Here is an 18787-nt window from a genome sequence, read left to right as displayed (position 1 = left end):
AAAAAATCGCCGCCAGGGCAGTCCTGATACTGTGGACTGCCTTCGCGGCAACTAGCGCAATAGCGCAAAAAACCGCCATAAAAATGCCTGGGCGCGGATTGTGCGCACATCGTGGCTGTATGGATACGCATCCGGAGAACACATTGCCCGCATTTAAAGAGGCGGTCAGGTTAGGTGCGCAAATGATCGAGTTTGACATTCAGCTGACAAAAGACAGCGCGATGGTGATCATGCACGACGACGGTGTGGACCGCACAACGAGTGGATCGGGAAAGGTTTCGGAAATGACTTTTGCACAAATTCGGGCGCTGGATGCGGGCATCAAAAAGTCGGAACAATTCAAGGGAACGCAAGTGCCGACATTTGAAGAAACGCTGGCGATGATGCCTGATAATGTGTGGCTTAACTGCCACCTGAAAGGCGATGAAGCCGTGGGTGCCAAAGCAGCCGCGCTCCTTGCAAAATCAGGCCGGCTGCACCAGGCATTCCTAACCTGCTCGGAAAAAGCTGCGAAGGCAGCGCGGCAGACTGTCCCGAACATTAAGATCTGCAATGGTGAAAACAGTTACCGAAAAGACACGCCCAAATACGTGCAGGCAACGATCGATATGAAGGCCGACTTCATTCAACTCCTGCGCCACGAACCCGGTGAAGACCGGACCGCTTCCATGCAGGCTTTGAAGCAAAACCATGTGAAAGTAAATTACTTTTATGCTAAATCACCCGACGAGCTCGGCAAATTGTATGCAGAAGGTGTTGATTTTGTGCTGGTTAACAATGTGGCAGATTTCATTCCGGCAGCCAAAGCAGCGGGAGTTCAAATGGTTAGTCCAAGTTATCCAGCTTCAAAAAACGTAGGACAGAAGTCAACCAAAGATAAAGCGGCAGCTGATAAAAATAAAACGCTCATCGTGTTCTTCGACGGGCTTCGCCCGGATTACATTACTGCGGAGCAAATGCCAAATTTGTATGCATTTAAGCAAAAAGCGGCGTACGCAAAAAATCATCACAGCGTATTCCCGACTGTGACGCGTGTCAATTCTTCTTCCTATGCAACGGGTTCTTATCCAGGCACGCACGGACTGCTGGGTAACTCCATTTATTTTCCCAAAGTAAGCCCCAATAAAGCAATCGGCACCACTTATGAGGAGCTTATCAAAGTGCAGGACTCTGAAAACGGCAAGTTGCTGACGGCCGTTTCGCTGGGTGAAGTGCTGGATGCGGCTGGCGAGGAAATGATGGTTTTTAGCTCTGGAACGACCGGCCAGGCCTTTTTGCAAAATCATAAAGTAGGCAAAGGCGCGATCATCAATCAGGAATTGATCCTTCCCGAGACATTTAAGGCGCAGGTGATGTCGGACATTGGCCCGATGCCCAAAGGAACTGGCGATGTGTTTATCAAACATAAATGGATCGCCGATGCCTTGTTGCATTATGGTCTGAAAAAGGACGGGCCACTTGTGAGCGCGGTCTGGTTTTCGGATCCTGATGGCGCGGCACACCGTTACGGCATTGGTTCGGAGCAGGCCGTGGCGGCTATCAAATATGTGGACGCGCAGTTTGGCCGCATTCTCGATTCGCTGGCAAGCAAAGGTTTAAGGGAGAATTTCAACATTATTATCTCGACAGACCACGGTTTTGTGACCCATACCGGCAAACAAAACCTGAGCGATCTGCTTATTTCGGAAGGTTTGAAAAAAGATAAGGAATCGGACGACGTGGTCATTTCAGAAGGAGCTATCTATGTTAAAAACCACGACGAAAATGTCGTTAAAAAGATCGTGGCCACCCTGCACAAAACGGACTGGATCGGTGCCGTTTTTACCAAACCCAAAAAGAAAGGTGATATGACGGGTTGGGTAAACGGGACATTATCTTTCGACGCGATCCACTACAACCACCCAACGCGCTCCGGCGACATTCTCGTCGCTCCAAACTGGAATGATGCTAAAAACGACAAAGGTTTTGCCGGAACAGACTTTTCCGGTGGCGTGGCCGGTCACGGCGGTTCAAGTCCGTACGAGATCAACATTGCGCTCTTCGCGGACGGCCCCGATTTCAAAAATGCAGTCACCAGTGAGCTCCCGACTTCAAATGTGGACATTGCGCCCACCGTCCTGGCGCTATACGACCTGAAAGCGCCCTCGGAAATGGACGGCCGTGCATTGTCAGAATTTTTGGAAAAAGGAAAAAAAGCAAGAGCAAATGCAAAAAAGCAGGTGATCTCGACAGAAGCTAAATATGACTGGGGCACCTATAAGTTGAAGCTGGAAATGTCTGTCCTTGGTGATTACAAGTATTTTGATTTTACCAAAACAGAAAGAGAAAGCGCAAATAAGTGACCAACTTCCATTAACAAATCAATATAAGTGCTGATTCGAATTTTCTAGAAACACTGCTAATGAGCAATTACGTTGCAGTTAGCAGTGTTTCCTTTTTTGCTCAGCTAATTAATCCTTCAAAACTCAAAACTTCGACATTCAATTTGTTTACAACTTTATTTATGGTAAATTTACAACTGTAAAAATAAAACTGCTTGGATTATGACATATCTTAGTGCTCAGCCGCAATTCAGTGATTCTTGGGACGACATTTGCTATCCGGTTAATTCGGTGTGGCTGGCTGACCTTTTGCCTGACTACGAGATAATGTCCACTGACAAGCAGCAACTAATTGTCGGTCAGCCATTTCGTGGCACAAAAACCGTTTTTGGCATTCAGAGTGGCGATTATGCCGTGATTCCGAATATTTTGATCAAAGAGGTTGTCGACAAGCTTTTTACTGATTACAAGCTCAGGATAAAATACACGACCACCGGAGAGTTCAGCATTAATATCATTCTTCCCGAAAAGCTGTCCATAGGGAGCGATCCATTGCTGCGGAGCCTGATTTTGACCAATAGTTATAATGGAAAAACGCCATTTAGCGTGCAGGGAAAGACATTAGCGGCCATGCTTGATAACGCAGTCACACCCGGAACCAGCATGTATCGCGAAGTGTGTGAAAATGGGCTGATGGGCTGGGCTGACTCATTTCATGAACTGAGCACCTATCAATCCTGGCTCAAAGACCGCACTTCTGGCAAAGAAAAAAGTCCGGTAAGCGGCGGCAGCGGTGACCTTAAAAAAGCTCCGGGCAACCGTAAACCACATAACAGCAGACCAACCCCTGCCCTTTTTCAGGAACAGCTGACCGAATTGCTTGTAAGTCAGAATTTTCAAAGTCCGACGCTGACGACGAAGGTTTATGAACATCTTCAGCAAAAACCACTGGGCAAAGCGGATGAGAAAATACTGAAAGCGCTTCCGATTCCGGTCCAACTGGCCAAGCAAGCCAATGAGCGGTTTAAGCTCGAACAGCGGGTTTTCGGCCTCGACTCATCTTACTGGCTGATGTACAACGCGGTGAACCACGCCCTCTTCAACGCCCGCAGCAGCCTGACCCTCAATGACCGTTACAAGCTCGACGAGAAGGTTTTTCACCAGCTTGCAGCCAGTTCCTTAATTTAATAATAATGCTATAACGGGCATTTCAGCCCTGTCTTAGTTGCGTGACAGTTAGCAAACGGGCCGGCAGCTAAGGCATAAATCTATATATCCATATGAACAATCAGAGAAACACAGTCGTGCTTAGCGAAGATGACTTTCGCTTGTTGAAGCAGTTTGCCGAAACCCTTCCAGCCAATCCGAACGAAATGACATTGTCCTACGAATTGAACCGGGCCGTGGTCGTGGAAAATGATCAGCTGCCGCCGGATAGCGTTCGCCTGAATTCGCATGTGCGTGTAAAAGAACTTGCCAGCAACACGGAAATGGAGTTTTGCATCGTCATGCCCGCTTTCGCCGACATTAAGCAAAAGAAAATATCCGTGCTCACACCGATGGGCGCCGCTTTGATAGGCCTTTGCAAAGGTGAAACGGTGGAGTGGAAAATGCCTGCCGGAATGAAAAAGTTTGAAGTGATGGAAGTTTCACTTAAATCCGAAAATCATGGAAAAGTATGAAAGTAGCGAGAGAAAGCAGATGCATACGGCGATGTTTTACGCATTCATCATCATGCTTGTTTATATCACGATTTGCCTTTTGCTGGCAAACCTTAACTAGTTTATAATGGAGTTTTTTAACCAGATCCTGGATGTTTTCTTTCACCTCGATAAGCATTTGGGAGAAATTATTGAGCAATACGGGGCACTAACTTACATTGTCCTTTTTTTGATCATTTTTATTGAAACCGGTGTGGTTTTCATGCCATTTCTACCTGGCGATTCTTTGTTGTTTGCCGCTGGAATGATGGCAGCCAAGTATCCCGATTCGCTCAATATCTGGCTCATTGTTGCATTGCTGTTGATTGCAGCCATCCTCGGCGACAGCTGTAATTATCTCATAGGAAGGCATTTTGGTAATAAAATCCAGCAAGTGCGCTTCAACGGAAACCGTGTGCTCAAACCCGAGCACATTGCGCTAACCAACGGTTATTATGAAAAATATGGCGCATCAACCATCGTCATTGCCAGGTTCGTCCCCATTGTCCGCACTCTGGCGCCGTTTGTGGGCGGTGTTGCCGCAATGAATTACCGCGTTTTTTTCAAATACAACATTGTCGGTGCAATTCTTTGGGTCGTAAGCCTTTCCTTCGCGGGCTACTTTCTGGGCAACATCCCGATCGTGAAAGACAACTTCGAAAAAGTGGTGCTCGGAATTGTTGTATTATCCACATTGCCAATCGTGTGGCAGCTGGTTAAAAGCCGGTTCGTTACACCAGCGGTTGTGAAGTAAAACTGCATTTATGACCGGTGGCCGCTTGGTCACCGGTGCAATTCCGAGCAAGATTCAACTTATCAATTCTTCACAAACTTGGTCCGCTGGCTGTTTCCCTTGCTGTCTTTGACGGAGATCAAATACATTCCCTTATCCAGCTGTCCAACGCTGATTGTCAGTCCTTTTTCAGCGTATTTATTAAATTTTTTGGTCAAAACCGGTTTGCCGTCTGTGCTCATCACCGTCACTTGCAGTTCGCCCGAAAAGCTTTTTGGCACTTGCACATTGAGCTGCGTGTTGCCTGGATTTGGGAATAACGTGACCGAATCTTCGTTGGCGAAGTTCAACGCAACAATGCGCGAATGTTCGAATTTTCCGTCAAAATCAACTTGTTTTAATCGATAGTAATTCGTGGAATCCGCATTAGGAGCCTCATCCGTGAATGCATAACGCTGCGCCGATTTGGAATCGCCGTTGCTGGGCACTTTACCAATCGCTTTGAAATTGCGGGCCTCGACACTCCGCTCAATCACAAATTCCTTATTGCTGGTTTCAGTAGCCGTTTGCCAAGTTAGCAGTGTTCCCGTTCCTGATTTTTCAGCATTGAAACTAACAAGCGTTACAGGCAATGCGGAATCTCTCAATTGAATGATCATTGCGTCCTGCGGAGGCACATTGACCGACAATGTTCCCTGCACCAAAACCGCCGCTTTCTTCGCGGACGCGTCATTTCCACTGAACAGTTCTTTGGTTGCATATTCAACCGATCCGCTCAAACCAGCTCTGGCCAGATCGATGGAAAAAGCCTTTGCCTCCGTTCCGTAATTGAAAACAGCAATGTAATTATTAACACCAATGGTTTTGACAAAAATCGCATTCGGATCCCAGCCCGTATTTCCCTCAACAGGACGAAATGCTTTGCCGTCTTTGGCCAGATTAAGCAGATCAGTATTTTGAAGCAATGTTTGAGAAATGGCTTTCCAGGCACCGTCGGCTGCATAATCGTCGCCTGTGATGATGGTTCCGGTTACGATGGAAGAAGCCAGCCGTGCGCGATTTTCACCTGCATTTTCGGTTCCAAACACAATGTGATCGGCATCAATATATTGGTAAATCTGATTTTGCCACCAACCGTAATTGGTGCTGTTGAGCGTGTAAGCCGTCTCGCTAATGTCTTTATAAGCATCGCACGCAATGCGCCGCATATGCGCATAACGGCCGGTCGCAAGATTGGGTGAAATGGCCGCATACACGAGCATGGAGCCATCCAGCTGGTCGGTCAGATATTCCATGCCGATTTTATATGCTTCCATTCCGGTGTGAATGCCGGATTCGTAAAAGCTGTCCGCTTCGAGCGAAGCGTGGGCGAGGAAGTCAATTTTAATCATTTCAAATCCGCTTGCTTTGAATTTTGCGATCAGATAAGCAATGCGGGCTTTCGTTCCCGGATGCGTTGGATCGAGCGCATAAGCACCATCCAGGTCCAGTGGCGCGCCATTCACTTTGGTCCAGGCATCCGCATATTGATAAGAACTGCCCTCCATTTGCCGTGCCGATTTGCCCCAATCCACAAAAGGCGCCCAGTAAATGCCCGGCTTCAAACCTTTCGATTTGCAATAATTCGCAAACTCGGTCAACTGACTAAAATCACCCGTCATGCCGCCCGGAGCCAGATTATCCCAATAGGAATCCAAGTCAACGAACAATGTATTATCGCCATTCCGGAAAGCCGGAACCTGCGTTGAGAAATAATCGACAACGGCTTTCGCTTTGGGTAAATTCAGGTTCGATTGAATGGCGCCCCAGCTGTTCCAGCCGAATGGTGTGGCGGCAGTCCAGTCAAAAATGTAACGCGGCTCAGCCAATGCATTGGCCTTTCCGTATTGTTCAAAACCGTCGCGCCAGTCGTTGTAATAACCCACCATAATGCGGGGCGATTTGCAACTTTGCTGCCCCACGCCTACCCATCCGTGGCCCCTTTTGTCGCGCGTCACATTCTCACTCGTCCAGCCTGCAATCACGGAAATAAACGAAGTTGCGGTCCGGCCTTCGCCAGCCAGATTCACGCCCGTTTTCCAGACTTCATGTTCTACGGAGCCGATAATCAACCCCTTACGGCTCGCATTGTCATAAATTGCGCCCGCCTCCGAAGATGTAAAATTGGCGTAACCGATTTCTTTTGCTTCATAACGCACCCATTTGTCATTATCAAAAGGCACAAAAAGTCCGCGGCGATCACCATTGGAATGAATGTCTACCGCATTGGAAGTGAGCGGCGTCATTTTGTAAGAATTAGCGCCGGATCCGTTGAGAATGAGCTCTGTATAAAAGTGATTTTTCCCTGTGTAAGTGTAAAAAACCTGCTGCATTTCGAGCTGTCCGCCACCGGTTAATGTGATCACGTGCCGCGTTCCGGAACCGAAACCATCAGTAATTGGGGCAGAAGCATAAGTCCTGCTTATGTAACCCGCTGTGCTGTTGACCATTGCATCCGAATTAGCCGTTGCGAATGCTTCTCCAATGGTTTTCACATTGTCAAAATACACATCATATGTCCCGTTATTCAGGTCGTAATCAATGCGGCTGTTTGTACCAAAAGCGATGGTTTGCATGTTGGCTGCTTGAAGTGGCGTAAGCACAATTTTGTCCACATTCGGACCATAACCAAACGCATTATCGAGCTTAATGCTGTTGCTGCCCGCATTCAGCGGAACATTCACACCAATGCTCGCAACCGCCGACCAGCCGCCGGAAGCAGGACACGTTACGGCAACGAAATCTCCTCCATTCGGCGTCACATTGATCGTGCGCTGGTCGCCCGTTGCATACGAAAGCGTGAGTCTGTAATTGCCCGCCGTCGCCACATTCACCGGAACGGTTACCGAGCCGCCGCCCAGGTTACCCACCAATTTCTGTGCCGAACAAGCGTCACAATTCTGAATATCAGCACCATCCGCCAGCGTCCCGGATTCTGCTTCAAAGTTTTGTGCAAATGATGAGAAAGAAGCAATAACAAGCAGTAATATGCTCATTGTGAAGAACCTTAAATATTTTTTTGGTTTAGAAATAGCCAGCATAACGAGCGCTTTTAATGTGTTGATGTAATTTCTTTTTTCTCCCCATTCACTTTCACCCACACCTTCTGAGGTGTTTTTGATAAAACCTGATAATCCGTCACTTTACCGTTTTCCCATTTAAAATTTACGGTAAAATTCCCACGTGCTTTCAAGCCTTTCACTTCACCAGAAGCTTTCCAGGCGTCCGGCATCGCAGGCAAAATGTCGATATAACCGTCGTGACTTTGGATCAGCATTTCGGCGATTCCAGCCGTGCCGCCGTAATTTCCATCGATCTGGAACGGCGGGCCGGCCACGAGCATGTTGGGATACACCCCGCCGCCTGCGCCGTAGTTCATGTTGGTGTCCAGCGTGGGCACGAGGAGTTCTTTCAGCAACTTATTAGCGCGGTTACCATCGTGTAATCTCGCCCAAAAAAGCAATTTATAAGCCTTCGACCAGCCCGGACTGTCATCGCCGCGTGCTTCCAACGTTTTGGCAGACGCCGCAGCGAGCTCGGGCGTCTTTTCGGGTGTAATGAGCGGCGCCGGGAAAAGCCCGTACAAATGCGCAATGTGACGGTGTTTCGGCTCCACTTCCTTGTATTCTTCCAGCCATTCCATGAGCCTGCCGTCACTTCCAACCACGCCGGGAGGTGGCAATTGTTTCAATTTGTTTTGCAATGTTGATTTCAACGCCGCATCCACGCCCAGCACTTCGCAAGCCGTGATGACATTGGTGAAAAGCTCGCGGGTCATCTGGTTATCAATGGTCGGGCCCATGCAAATGGCGGCTGTTTTGCCATTGGGAAGGTAAAATGAGTTTTCCGGAGAAATGGACGGAGCAGTCACGAGCCACCCCGTTCTCGGATGTTTCACCAATGCACTGTTATAAAATTCTGCCGCGCCTTTCAGGATCGGGTAAATGTCTTTGAGATAATCTTTGTCCAATGTGAATGCATAATGTTCCCAAAGATTGTTGCAGATCCAGCCCGAACCCGCATTACTCGCGCCCCAGGAAGCTTCTTCGCCCGGCTCCGTAAAACCCCATACATTGGTGATCACGTGTGCCACCCAGCCATCGGCATTGTAATATGCTTTCGCCGTTTTTTCACCCGGTTTTACCAATCCTTTTACCAGATCAGCAAGCGGCAAGTTGAACTCCGAAAGATTCACCACTTCCACCGGCCACTGGTTCATCTGAATGTTCACGTCCAAATGATAATCGCCATTCCAGGGCGTCTGAATCTGATTCGCCCAAAGTCCCTGCAGATTCGGCGGCAATAGTCCAACCCGTGTGCTGCTAATGCTCAGGTAACGGCCATATTGGAAAAACAAAACGGGCAATTCATTGTCAGAACCGGGATTTTTTTGGAACGCAGAAAGCCGCTGATCAGTCGGTAAATCATCACCTCTTGAACCGCCTAAATGTAATGTCGTGCGATTGAAGAATTTCTGATAATTGGCAATGTGATTTCGTTTCTGAACAGTGTAAGATTTTTTTGCAGCGACATCAATTAGCTTCTGCGTTTCCGATTTGAAGTTTTTAGTTTTGAAGTCGGTTCCGGCTGATATGTAAAGAATGATCTCGTCCGCGCTCGTTATAACAATTTGCTTGCCAGAAACGGCCAATTTTCCGCCTTTAACTTGCGGCTTTATTTTGGTCAAATATTTCATTCCCTTGCCGTCTGTTCCATTATTCAGCTGCCCCGACATTTCGAGGGCGTTATTCTTTACAATGGTTTGAAACCGTTCGGGACGATCCAGGCTCAGGCGCAGATTAAGTTGTCCGGGCTTGTCGGCAGAGATCCTGATGATGCCAATGTCGTCACCAAAGCTGGTGAAATATTCGCGTCTGTAATTCACGCTATTGACATTGTAAACAACGTTTGCCACCGCATCATTAAGCGATAATTCGCGTTTGTAATCCTTGTATTGAACATTTGAAGAATCAACACCTTTGTAAGCAAACTGCATCCGGAGATTGCCCAAAATCTGGTAACAGCCAAAAGGCACATTCGCCCCATCGCCATGCCCGGAACCCGCCCCTTTGGCCACAAAATTTTGGTTTACAAGCTTTTGAGCCTCATCATTTTTGCCTTCCAAAAGCAGCCTGCGGATCTCAGGCAGGCTTTTATGGGCATCGTAATTATTTGCATCCTGCACCCCGCCAGACCACAGCGTAATGTCATTCAGCACCACATTCTCGCGCATCACCCCGCCATCACTCATCATCCCCAGCCGCCCGTTACCAACCGGAATGGTCTCTTCCCATTGCGCAGCAGGCTTGTTAAACCAAAGTCGCTGCGGTTTAACCTGAGCCAGACAATTAACTGATATCGAAATAATAAATAATGCGCTGATTGAATATTTTTGAGTCATTATAATGGCAATTGATCCGAATATTTTACAAAAAATTATGGCTTACAAATAGTCCTCATTCTGCTTCAAAGCGCCGCCGCTTTTATCAATCTCAGGCTGCGGGATAGGCCATTTGTAGAACTTTTCTTCAAATTTATAAGGCACGAAGCTGTCTTTAACATTGTTCAAAACCTGCTCGGCAATGTGCCATCTTTTCAAATCATAATAGCGCAATCCTTCAAAACCAAGTTCAATGCGGCGCTCGTGGCGGATTCTTTCACGCATTTGTGCTTTGGTCAGTCCGGCAGGCAATGCTGGCATTTTGGAGCGGAGGCGAATGTCGTTTACTGCTTTGTAAACCGTTGCATCCGGACCGGCGATTTCGTTCTGCGCTTCTGCATACATCAATAAAACCTCCGCCAGACGCAGCACTACTGCATTTTGCTGACTTAATGTCGAGAAACCAAATGGAATGTTCTCAGGTGCAAGGAATTTCATCACACCATAACCCGACGGCCGGCTGTTGGACGGAATGTGCACCCTGCCGCCACCAAAATCTGGGTGATCGACAAACACGGTTTTAGCCAGGCGTGAGTCGCGGTTTTTGAATGGCTCTTTCTTATCCGTTAGCGGCGACACGCCGTAAGGCAATCCGTCCACACATTCAAATGCATCCACAAAATTCTGTAACGGACTCGCAACCAGCCAGTCGCCGTAATACATATCCCACGGCCGGGTGTTGTTGGGCGCTAGAAAGTTGGTTGAGTAAATGATCTCGGGATTGTTTTTCTGGCCGGCGTCGCGGAAAACGTCTTCGAAGTTCGGGCTCAAACTGTATTTCGGCATTACGGCGCTGGTCAGGGCTTTTACTTGCGTTAACATGGCCACATCCGGCGTTCCGGTTTCTCCATAAGCAGCGAAAACGAGCACGCGCGCTTTTAATGCTTGCGCGGAAGTCACGGCAGCATGGCCGCCATTCTGCGGATATGCATTCGCATTCAGGTTAGCAATCGCGAAATCCAGGTCTGCATTGATCTGCGCAAGGATTTCGGCAGCTGGCACTTTGGGCTGATTCTGCGTTTCCAATGTCAGCGGCTCCAAAACCAGCGGCACATCGCCATACAAATGGTAAAGCTGGAAATAATAATAAGCACGCAAAAACCGCACTTCGGCTTCGTACAGCTTCCTGTTTGCCTCTGTAATATCCGAATTTGTATAAGCATTCAGCTGCGCCAGGAAAATATTCACCCGCGCAATGGCTTTGTAACTTTCGCTGTAAACACCTGAAACGTAACCGCCTGTGGACGGACTAATGCTGCCGGAAGTGATTTCTTTGGCTGCGCCTGAGTTGTGCTGTGCGAAACCATCGTCGGTCAGACAGTTCCAGACCGGCAGCTCCACCGCCCAGGGATCGGCCTGCATGGAGGCGTAATTGGCGGTTAAAGCTTTGTCAAAATCGCTTTTGGTTTTCCAGAATGTCGAAGATGAAATCTGGTCCAGCGGGTTCAGATCGAGGGAATCGTTGCACGCGCTGAACGCCAAAGTCAGCAGCACGAACAGTTTTAGTTTCTGACTTTTCATTATAATTTGATATTTAGTCCGAATGAGAAAATCTTATTTTGAGGATATTGCACAAAGCTGCCGCTTCCGCCGCGCTCTGGGTCCAAACCTGGATATTTGGTGGCTGTGAGCAGGTTATCACCCGAGAAAAACACGCGCAGATTATCAATGCCGATCTTTTTCACGACCGTTTGCGGCAATGTGTAACCAAATGTGAGGTTCTTCAAACGCAGGTAAGAAGCATCTTGCAGGAAGTAGGACGATGCCCTGCGGATGCGGTCGGGAGCGCCCCAGCCCCAGTAAATGCGCGGCATGGTCGTTGACGGATTTTCAGGTGTCCAACGATTTCTCCAATCCGTTGTTGGCGGCGAACCTTGTACAAACGGAACCGTTCCCCAATCATTTACAAAAAACTTAACATTGTTAACGCCCTGAAAGAGAGCCGCAATGTCAAATCCTTTCCAACTGGTCGATGCGTTGAATGAATAGTTCAAACCCGGATAATTGCCCGTCATCACCACGCGGTCTTCGTCATTAACCTTGCCATCGCCGTTGGCATCGCGGAAGCGAATGTCGCCCGGCACAGTCGCATCATTATATTGTTTCGGTGCAGCAGCGATCTCGTCGGCAGTTTGGAAAATGCCTTCCATTTCCAGCATATAATACGTATTGTATTCCCTGCCTTCCTCGCGGATGCGGTAACCATCAATTTCGCGCTGACCGAATTTCACCAGCTTGTTTTTATAATGTTCCAAATTCACGCCGACATTATAGCTCAATCCAGAAAAAACACCGCTGTTAACCTGATGATTATACGACAGTCCAAGCTCCACACCGGTGTTTTGCAATGTGCCATTGTTGATCGTCGGTGCGCCAAGCCCTACAACCCCAGTCACTTGCGAGCTTCTGAGAATGTCGGTTGTGGTTTTGCGATACCAGTCTGCCGTAAGGTTCAGGCCGCGGAAAATGGTCAGGTCCAGTCCGAAATCGGCAATGGTTGTGGTTTCCCATTTGATATTCGCATTGGAAAGGTTCGTTTGCGCGACGCCGGACGACAAATTGGAATCGTCAAACGAATAATTGCCCGTAAAACTCAGGATCGATTGATACGGATAGTTTCCAATGTTCTGGTTGCCAAGCTGGCCCCAGGAACCGCGGAATTTGGCGCTGTTGAGCCAGTTCAGGTTCAGGTTTTTGATAAAATCCTCCTCAGTTAAACGCCATCCCGCAGAGAATGAAGGGAAAACACCCCAGCGCGAACCCGAAGCCAGACGCGAAGTTCCGTCGTAACGCATGTTGGCTTCCAGCAAATAACGCTCTTTGAAATTGTAGTTCAACCGTCCGAAAAACGAGTTGATCGCCCATTGATTTTGCGAACCATTGGCATATTGAATAGACGGACTGCCCGCATTTATTTCGCGTAAAACATCCGTCGGGAAGTTCCTCCTGATCGCTTCTAGATCCTGGAAAGTATTTTTCTCGGTGCTGTAACCGACCTGCGCTTTGAATGCATGGTTTTGACCAAAAGTGTGCTCATAATCAAGGTAGGAGAACAAATTGGTGTAAATATTCTGCTCATCTTTCACTTCCAGACCGCCGCCGAGATCCAATGTTGCCATGAACTCATTGGTGCGGAAGTTGTAAAGCTGCAAAGGCGGTTTGAAGGATTTTGTTTTGTAAAAATCAGCATTCACCGCGCCTTTCGCATACCAGGTCAAGCCTTTCAAAAGATTCACTTCAAACCAGCCCTGCGTGTTGGCCGAGTAATCCAGTTTGTCACGGTTAATGTGCCCGTCCAGCAGCGCGATCGGGTTTTTGTTGTTGTATTCCAAATCATACGCCTTGTAAGTAAAGCGGCCGCTGCCGTCAGCCAGTCTGGGACCGTAAGTTGGCGCTTGCGACATGGCGGACAAAAACATATCTTCCGAGCCAAAAACAGGCGATTCGGTCTTGCCCGATTTCAATGCAATGTTCGCTCCAAACTTGATCTTCTTGTTGATCTGCGACGCAATGTTGAGCCGGGCATTGTATTTTTCATAATCAAAACCCTTCATCACACCCTTCTGATTCACATAACCGATCGAGGCGTTGAAATGCGTTCCGCCACGGCCGCCGTCGAATGTGAGGTTGTGCTGGTGCGTGGGCGCGGTTTGGAAAATAAGGCCCAGCCAGTCCGTATTCGGGTAAAGATTGCGGTCGGTTGCATTGCGGTATTCATCAATTTGCTGCTGCGAATACAAGCCCGACGTCAGGCCCGAATTCACACGCGCCTCATTATAAAGCTCCATGTATTCGGCTGAATTGGTGATCAGGTCGAAGAGCTTCGTTGGCTTGTTAATGGCATAATTTCCGCTGTATTGCACGCTTAATTTCCCTTCACTTCCTTTTTTTGTCGTGACCAAAATGACCCCGTTCGCTGCACGTGCTCCATAAATGGAAGCCGAAGCAGCATCTTTCAAAACAGACACACTTTCAATGTTATTGGGGTTCAAATCAGACATATTGCCTTGCACGCCATCGATCAGCACAAGCGGATCGGAACCTGCGGCGCTGAACGTGCCCGAGCCTCGTATGCGCACCGAAACGCCCTCATTACCAGGCTCTCCCCGCCCCTGCGTCACCTGCACGCCGGGCATGGTTCCCTGCAACATCGCGGTCGGGTTAGTAACCGGTCTTCTGATCATTTCGTCGCCGCTCACCGTTGCGACTGCGCCGGTCAGATTCACTTTTTTCTGCGTTCCGTAACCGACTACGACCACTTCACTCAGTTGTTTCAAATCTTCCTTCATTACGACGTCAATCACACTGCGCCCGCCTACGGTTTGCTCCACGGCCTCATAGCCAATGTAGGAAAACACCAAAATCGCATTTCCGTCCGCGACATTCACGGTATACTTACCATTCAGATCGGTTACGGTGCCTGAATTGGTGCCTTTCACCGTAATCGAGACGCCCGGCAAACCGCCATTATCTCCGGCTGTAACGGTCCCGGTAATGTCAACCGCCTGTGCGGACGCGGAAATCAAACTGACGACGCACAGCAAAAAAGTCAGCAGCAGCCTGGGAAGCTGCCATTTGGTTAAGGTAGATTTTTCCATATTCTTTCATTAATTTATACTATTTGATGGGGTAAAATTAGAAAGCGGAAAATCACATTGAAATGGACTAACCTGATATAAACATGGATAATACGATTATTAAAAATGCAGGGTTTTGTGATTGCAGCCAATCAGTTTTACCTGAAAAACCAGAAGAGGAAACACATGATGGCCGCCAGGAGCAGCGAAAGTGTTTTGTAATTCCCTAACCCTTTCCAGCCGGGAGTTTGCAGCGGTTCAAGCGGTGATTTCCAGTAGAGTTGAAGGCTTTCAGAAGTGTGCTCGACAGGAAAAATGAAGGAGAAAATAATTTGGATCAAAACACAAAAGCAAAACAAATAGAACGCCATCATCATGAAGGGAATCTGACCGACGGCTGTTTCCGGATAAACTTTATTGACTGTAAAAACAATGACACCGACTGCCGAACCGATCCACAATGTAAATTTCGAAGAAGCCGCAGAAGCCCTTTTCCAGAAAATCCCTAACAGAAAAACGCAGGTGATCGGCGGTGCAATGTGTGCAATAATGTCGTTCAGACCATTAAAAATGCTTTCATAACTGTTCAAAAGCGGCAATGTGGCCAGTGAAACGATGAGTGCAACGCCCGCCGAAATCTTGCCCACGCGGATGAGCTGCTTATCCGAGGCTTCGGGCTTGCGGCGTTGATAGAGATCATAACTGACCAATGTGGAGATCGAATTCAGCGCACCGGAAATCTGGCTCATCAAACCCGACAGCAACGCAGCCACCAATATGCCGACCAGACCTTTGGGCAAAAGCTGGGTGATCATTAATGTGTAAATCCCTTTGCTATTGACGACGGTTTTGCCGTCCGAAACGGATTGTAATGCCGAAATATCCAGCCCGCCGGATTGTGCTAATGTGTAAGCAAAAAGGCCGGGCAACACGAAAATAAAGACGGGCAGAATTTTGATAAAACCACAAAACAACGGACCGATGCGCGCATGGTTTTCATCCTTTGCACCGAGCACACGCTGGACAATCGTCTGATCCGCACACCAATACCAGATGCCCAGAATCGGGTAACCGAGGAACACTGCATACCATGGCATTCCGCTGGCATCGCCATGCGGCCGCATCATGGAAAGTTTTTCAAGCTGGTCGGTCGCCTGCAGCACATTGACCATCGGCTCCCAGCCGCCCATCTTGTGATAAGCCGCCACGCTGATAATCACCGCACCCACCAACAGCACAATGGCTTGAATGGATTCCGTGACAACGACAGCTGTTAACCCGCCGACAATGGTGTAAATGGCCGTAATGATCGAAATGGCGATGATGCTGGTGTACATATCCACGCCGAATAATGTCTGCAAAACAATGCCGCCCGCCAGCAATGAGAACGAGATGTGCACAATCACGGCCGAAACGACCGATATAACAGCCAGCCAGTCACGACTTGCGCGGTCATAACGCTTTTCCAGGAAATCAGGAAGTGTGGAGACGCCGGAACGGATGTAAAATGGGGCGAAGAAAAGCGCTAACAGGATGAGAATGAATGCGGCCATCCATTCGAAATTTCCGTTCAGCAATCCGGTATCGAAGCCGCTTTGTGCGAGGCTTACCAGGTGCACACAGGAAATATTGGTCGCAAACAAAGCCAGCCCGATCGTAGGCCAGCGCAATGTTTTTCCAGCCAAAAAGTAAGCTCCCGCTTCATTAGCGCCGCTTTTTGATTGCTTTTTATGTTTTAACCCAGCCCACAAACCGATGACAAAAATCGCCGTGATGTACAAAGCGCTGATCGTGATATCGAGGGTGTGGATCATATGATAGTCAGTCGATTAGTTATGCAAAGCGATCAGGTCGCAGCTGCTGCCGGGCTCCTGTGGTGTTTCGTAAACGCCGTTCCGTATGCGCGCGGGATGAACGAAATGTTTTTGCAAATGCGGAATATGCTCCAAAAATAATGCTTCGTGCCCCATTGCAATGTGATTATACAAGACCAAATGCTGATGCAGCTGCCCCATATCACCCACGTGCGGGACGACCGGAATGCCAAACTTTTTACATAAGAAACTGATGGTCAGGAATTCACTCACGCCACCCACCCGCACCGCATCCACCTGAACGAATGCAGCAGCATTGGCTTGCAGATAATTTTTGAAAATAACCTTATTAGGCACATGTTCGCCCAATGCGAGCTTTACGGGCGCAATTTCGCGCGCCAATGTCTGGTGCGCCAGCACGTCATCGGGATGCGTCGGCTCCTCGATCCAGTAAGGATTCATGGTTGCCAGTTCTTTGCAGATTTTGATGGCATTCGGCAGCGTCCATTGTTGGTTGGCATCCAGCATGACTTTCACATTTTCGCCAGCGACTTCCCGCACAATGTGCGCGCGGCGAGTGTCGCGCTCGGGATCAGCGGAGCCTACTTTCAATTTCATTGCGGTAAAACCTTCGGCAATGGCCTTTTTGCAATTTTCCCGCACTTTCTCGTCGGAATAATTGAACCAGCCGATGGACGTGTCGTAGCCGGGATAACCTGTTTTTAGAGTGCTTTCGCGGCTTGATTTCGTCGCATATTCCTGTTTTAAGATCCCTAGTGCCTGTTCTTTGGTCAGCTCATCTTCCAGATAGGAGAAGTCGAGTGTATTGATGATTGCTTCCGGCGCAAGATCCGTGAGCAGCTTCCAGAGTGGCACGCCGCGCTTTTTGGCCCAAAGATCGTAACACGCATTGGTAACAGATGCCAGCGCCAGATGCACGACGCCTTTGTGCGGACCGAGCCAGCGGAACTGCTGATCATCAGACAATTGCCTGAATAACGTTCCAAAATCGGCCATCATTTCTTCAATGTCTTTGCCCACAAGCTTTTGCGCATAATAGTGTGCGGCTTTGCACACGAGATCATTGCCTTCGCCCAACGTGAATGCGAAGCCCGTTCCAATGATGCCGCTGTCGTCGATCAGCTCGGTGACGGCGTAGGAATAAATGGGATCGCGGTGGATGGCGTCGCTGCCTGCGCTGCCGTCGAGCTGGTAACGGGCGTCTTTTACTGCAATTTTATAGATCATGAAAATGGTTCTGTTTGCTGGACAGCTTCTTATAACCCAGTTCCGCACCGCCGCTGACGGGCAGGATGCAGCCGGTCACAAAGCGCGCCATATCCGAAATCACGAAGAGACAGGCGTCGGCAATGACGTCGCCTTCGGGGCAATATCCGAGCGCGTGAATGTTGTTGAGATAAGCTTCCGCAGACTCCGGATCGGGCTGCTGCTGGCTCCAAGTGCGCAAAAGCGGCGTGATCACACCAGCCGGCGCCACAGCATTAACGCGGATCCCAAAAGGCGCATAATCCAGCGCCATTGACTTGGTCAGCGCATTCACCGCACCTTTCGTCGCCGTGTATGCAGCATGAATCTCCTGCCCTATTTCTCCCACCAGACTTCCCGTATTCAGAATATTCCCTTTCGTTTTTTTGAGCGCATCAATGCCGTGAAAAGTGGTGTTATAAATGCCGCCTACATTGACTTCAAACAGCTTATGCCACTCTTCGTCAGAAGTTTCGTGCAGGGCTTTGGAAGGATTTGAAATGCCTGCATTGTTGTGGATCACATCGATTTTACCAAAGATTTGAAGGCAATGCAAAATCGCATATTTAACCTCACGCGAACTGGATACGTCGGCGAGCACAAATTCTGTGGTTGCTTCATTCAGGTCCATTTTGGCGCGGGAAATGCTGCGTGCATCATTGCTGATGATGCAGAGACTCGCGCCTGCCCGCTGGTATGCTTTGGCGCATTCAAACCCGATCCCCTCGGTCCCTCCCGTCAGAAAAACGACTTTATCGGCTAATAGCAACATATATCGTGGAATGTGTAATCATCGTATCAAAATTTGGAAACAGATAAGCGGATCCGAAAGCCAAAAGTAGACTAGCATTGCCCGGTTACAGATAGCACATTCACTTATTTTAATGGATAATACTA

The 18787-nt window shown here is 48.6% G+C and carries 11 protein-coding genes; 4 read left to right on the top strand and 7 right to left on the bottom strand.

Annotated elements, in window-relative coordinates; genetic code table 11:
* Positions 1-119: 119 nt before the first annotated feature.
* From AC0IYG_RS14635 to AC0IYG_RS14620, 4 genes are all read left to right on the top strand, one after another.
* Entirely contained in the window at positions 120-2342 is a 2223-nt protein-coding gene (locus tag AC0IYG_RS14635; RefSeq protein WP_471711805.1) for an alkaline phosphatase family protein, read from the top strand.
* 201 nt (positions 2343-2543) lie between these two features.
* Entirely contained in the window at positions 2544-3509 is a 966-nt protein-coding gene (locus AC0IYG_RS14630; RefSeq protein WP_471711804.1) for a hypothetical protein, read from the top strand.
* A 92-nt stretch (positions 3510-3601) separates the two neighbouring features.
* Positions 3602-4003, top strand: a complete 402-nt coding sequence (locus AC0IYG_RS14625) for a GreA/GreB family elongation factor (protein ID WP_471711803.1) — start codon at positions 3602-3604, stop codon at positions 4001-4003.
* 106 nt (positions 4004-4109) lie between these two features.
* Positions 4110-4775 carry a VTT domain-containing protein gene (locus tag AC0IYG_RS14620; protein WP_471711802.1) on the top strand — a complete coding sequence of 222 codons (666 nt, stop codon included), beginning with the start codon at positions 4110-4112 and terminating at the stop codon, positions 4773-4775.
* A 62-nt stretch (positions 4776-4837) separates the two neighbouring features.
* On the opposite strand, the gene AC0IYG_RS14615 is transcribed toward AC0IYG_RS14620, so the two are convergent.
* The 7 genes from AC0IYG_RS14615 to AC0IYG_RS14585 all read right to left on the bottom strand — a co-directional run bounded on the left by AC0IYG_RS14615 (position 4838) and on the right by AC0IYG_RS14585 (position 18662).
* Positions 4838-7894, bottom strand: a complete 3057-nt coding sequence (locus AC0IYG_RS14615) for a T9SS type A sorting domain-containing protein (protein WP_471711801.1) — start codon at positions 7892-7894, stop codon at positions 4838-4840.
* Positions 7846-10194 carry a glycoside hydrolase family 95 protein gene (locus AC0IYG_RS14610; protein ID WP_471711799.1) on the bottom strand — a complete coding sequence of 783 codons (2349 nt, stop codon included), beginning with the start codon at positions 10192-10194 and terminating at the stop codon, positions 7846-7848. The genes AC0IYG_RS14615 and AC0IYG_RS14610 overlap by 49 nt, the downstream gene beginning before the upstream one ends.
* A 42-nt stretch (positions 10195-10236) precedes the next feature.
* The gene (locus tag AC0IYG_RS14605) at positions 10237-11754 is read right to left on the bottom strand and encodes a RagB/SusD family nutrient uptake outer membrane protein (RefSeq protein ID WP_471711798.1); all 1518 of its coding nucleotides are present in this window, start codon (positions 11752-11754) and stop codon (positions 10237-10239) included.
* Positions 11754-14831, bottom strand: coding sequence for a SusC/RagA family TonB-linked outer membrane protein (locus tag AC0IYG_RS14600; protein ID WP_471711797.1), 3078 nt, complete (start codon positions 14829-14831; stop codon positions 11754-11756). The genes AC0IYG_RS14605 and AC0IYG_RS14600 overlap by 1 nt, the downstream gene beginning before the upstream one ends.
* 137 nt (positions 14832-14968) lie before the next feature.
* The gene (locus AC0IYG_RS14595; RefSeq protein WP_471711796.1) at positions 14969-16624 is read right to left on the bottom strand and encodes a sodium:solute symporter; all 1656 of its coding nucleotides are present in this window, start codon (positions 16622-16624) and stop codon (positions 14969-14971) included.
* Positions 16625-16639: 15 nt separating this feature from the next.
* The gene (locus tag AC0IYG_RS14590) at positions 16640-17872 is read right to left on the bottom strand and encodes an enolase C-terminal domain-like protein (RefSeq protein WP_471711795.1); all 1233 of its coding nucleotides are present in this window, start codon (positions 17870-17872) and stop codon (positions 16640-16642) included.
* Positions 17862-18662: an SDR family NAD(P)-dependent oxidoreductase gene (locus AC0IYG_RS14585; protein WP_471711794.1), complete on the bottom strand. Its 801-nt coding sequence runs from the start codon at positions 18660-18662 to the stop codon at positions 17862-17864. Before AC0IYG_RS14585 ends, AC0IYG_RS14590 begins: the two co-directional genes overlap by 11 nt.
* Positions 18663-18787: the final 125 nt, after the last annotated feature.

The sequence above is a fragment of the Dyadobacter sp. AC419 genome, from assembly GCF_979253085.1.
The sequence above is the reverse complement of the archived record's forward strand: the minus strand, read 5'-3'. Positions and strand labels throughout refer to the sequence as shown.

Excerpts from the sequence above, each read along its gene's own strand:
- AC0IYG_RS14605 (WP_471711798.1), bottom strand. The coding sequence starts at position 11,754 with ATGAAAAGTCAGAAACTAAAACTGTTCGTGCTGCTGACTTTGGCGTTC.
- AC0IYG_RS14610 (WP_471711799.1), bottom strand. The coding sequence starts at position 10,194 with ATGACTCAAAAATATTCAATCAGCGCATTATTTATTATTTCGATATCA.
- AC0IYG_RS14635 (WP_471711805.1), top strand. The coding sequence starts at position 120 with ATGGATACGCATCCGGAGAACACATTGCCCGCATTTAAAGAGGCGGTC.
- AC0IYG_RS14625 (WP_471711803.1), top strand. The coding sequence starts at position 3,602 with ATGAACAATCAGAGAAACACAGTCGTGCTTAGCGAAGATGACTTTCGC.
- AC0IYG_RS14600 (WP_471711797.1), bottom strand. The coding sequence starts at position 14,831 with ATGGAAAAATCTACCTTAACCAAATGGCAGCTTCCCAGGCTGCTGCTG.
- AC0IYG_RS14595 (WP_471711796.1), bottom strand. The coding sequence starts at position 16,624 with ATGATCCACACCCTCGATATCACGATCAGCGCTTTGTACATCACGGCG.
- AC0IYG_RS14620 (WP_471711802.1), top strand. The coding sequence starts at position 4,110 with ATGGAGTTTTTTAACCAGATCCTGGATGTTTTCTTTCACCTCGATAAG.
- AC0IYG_RS14630 (WP_471711804.1), top strand. The coding sequence starts at position 2,544 with ATGACATATCTTAGTGCTCAGCCGCAATTCAGTGATTCTTGGGACGAC.
- AC0IYG_RS14585 (WP_471711794.1), bottom strand. The coding sequence starts at position 18,662 with ATGTTGCTATTAGCCGATAAAGTCGTTTTTCTGACGGGAGGGACCGAG.
- AC0IYG_RS14590 (WP_471711795.1), bottom strand. The coding sequence starts at position 17,872 with ATGATCTATAAAATTGCAGTAAAAGACGCCCGTTACCAGCTCGACGGC.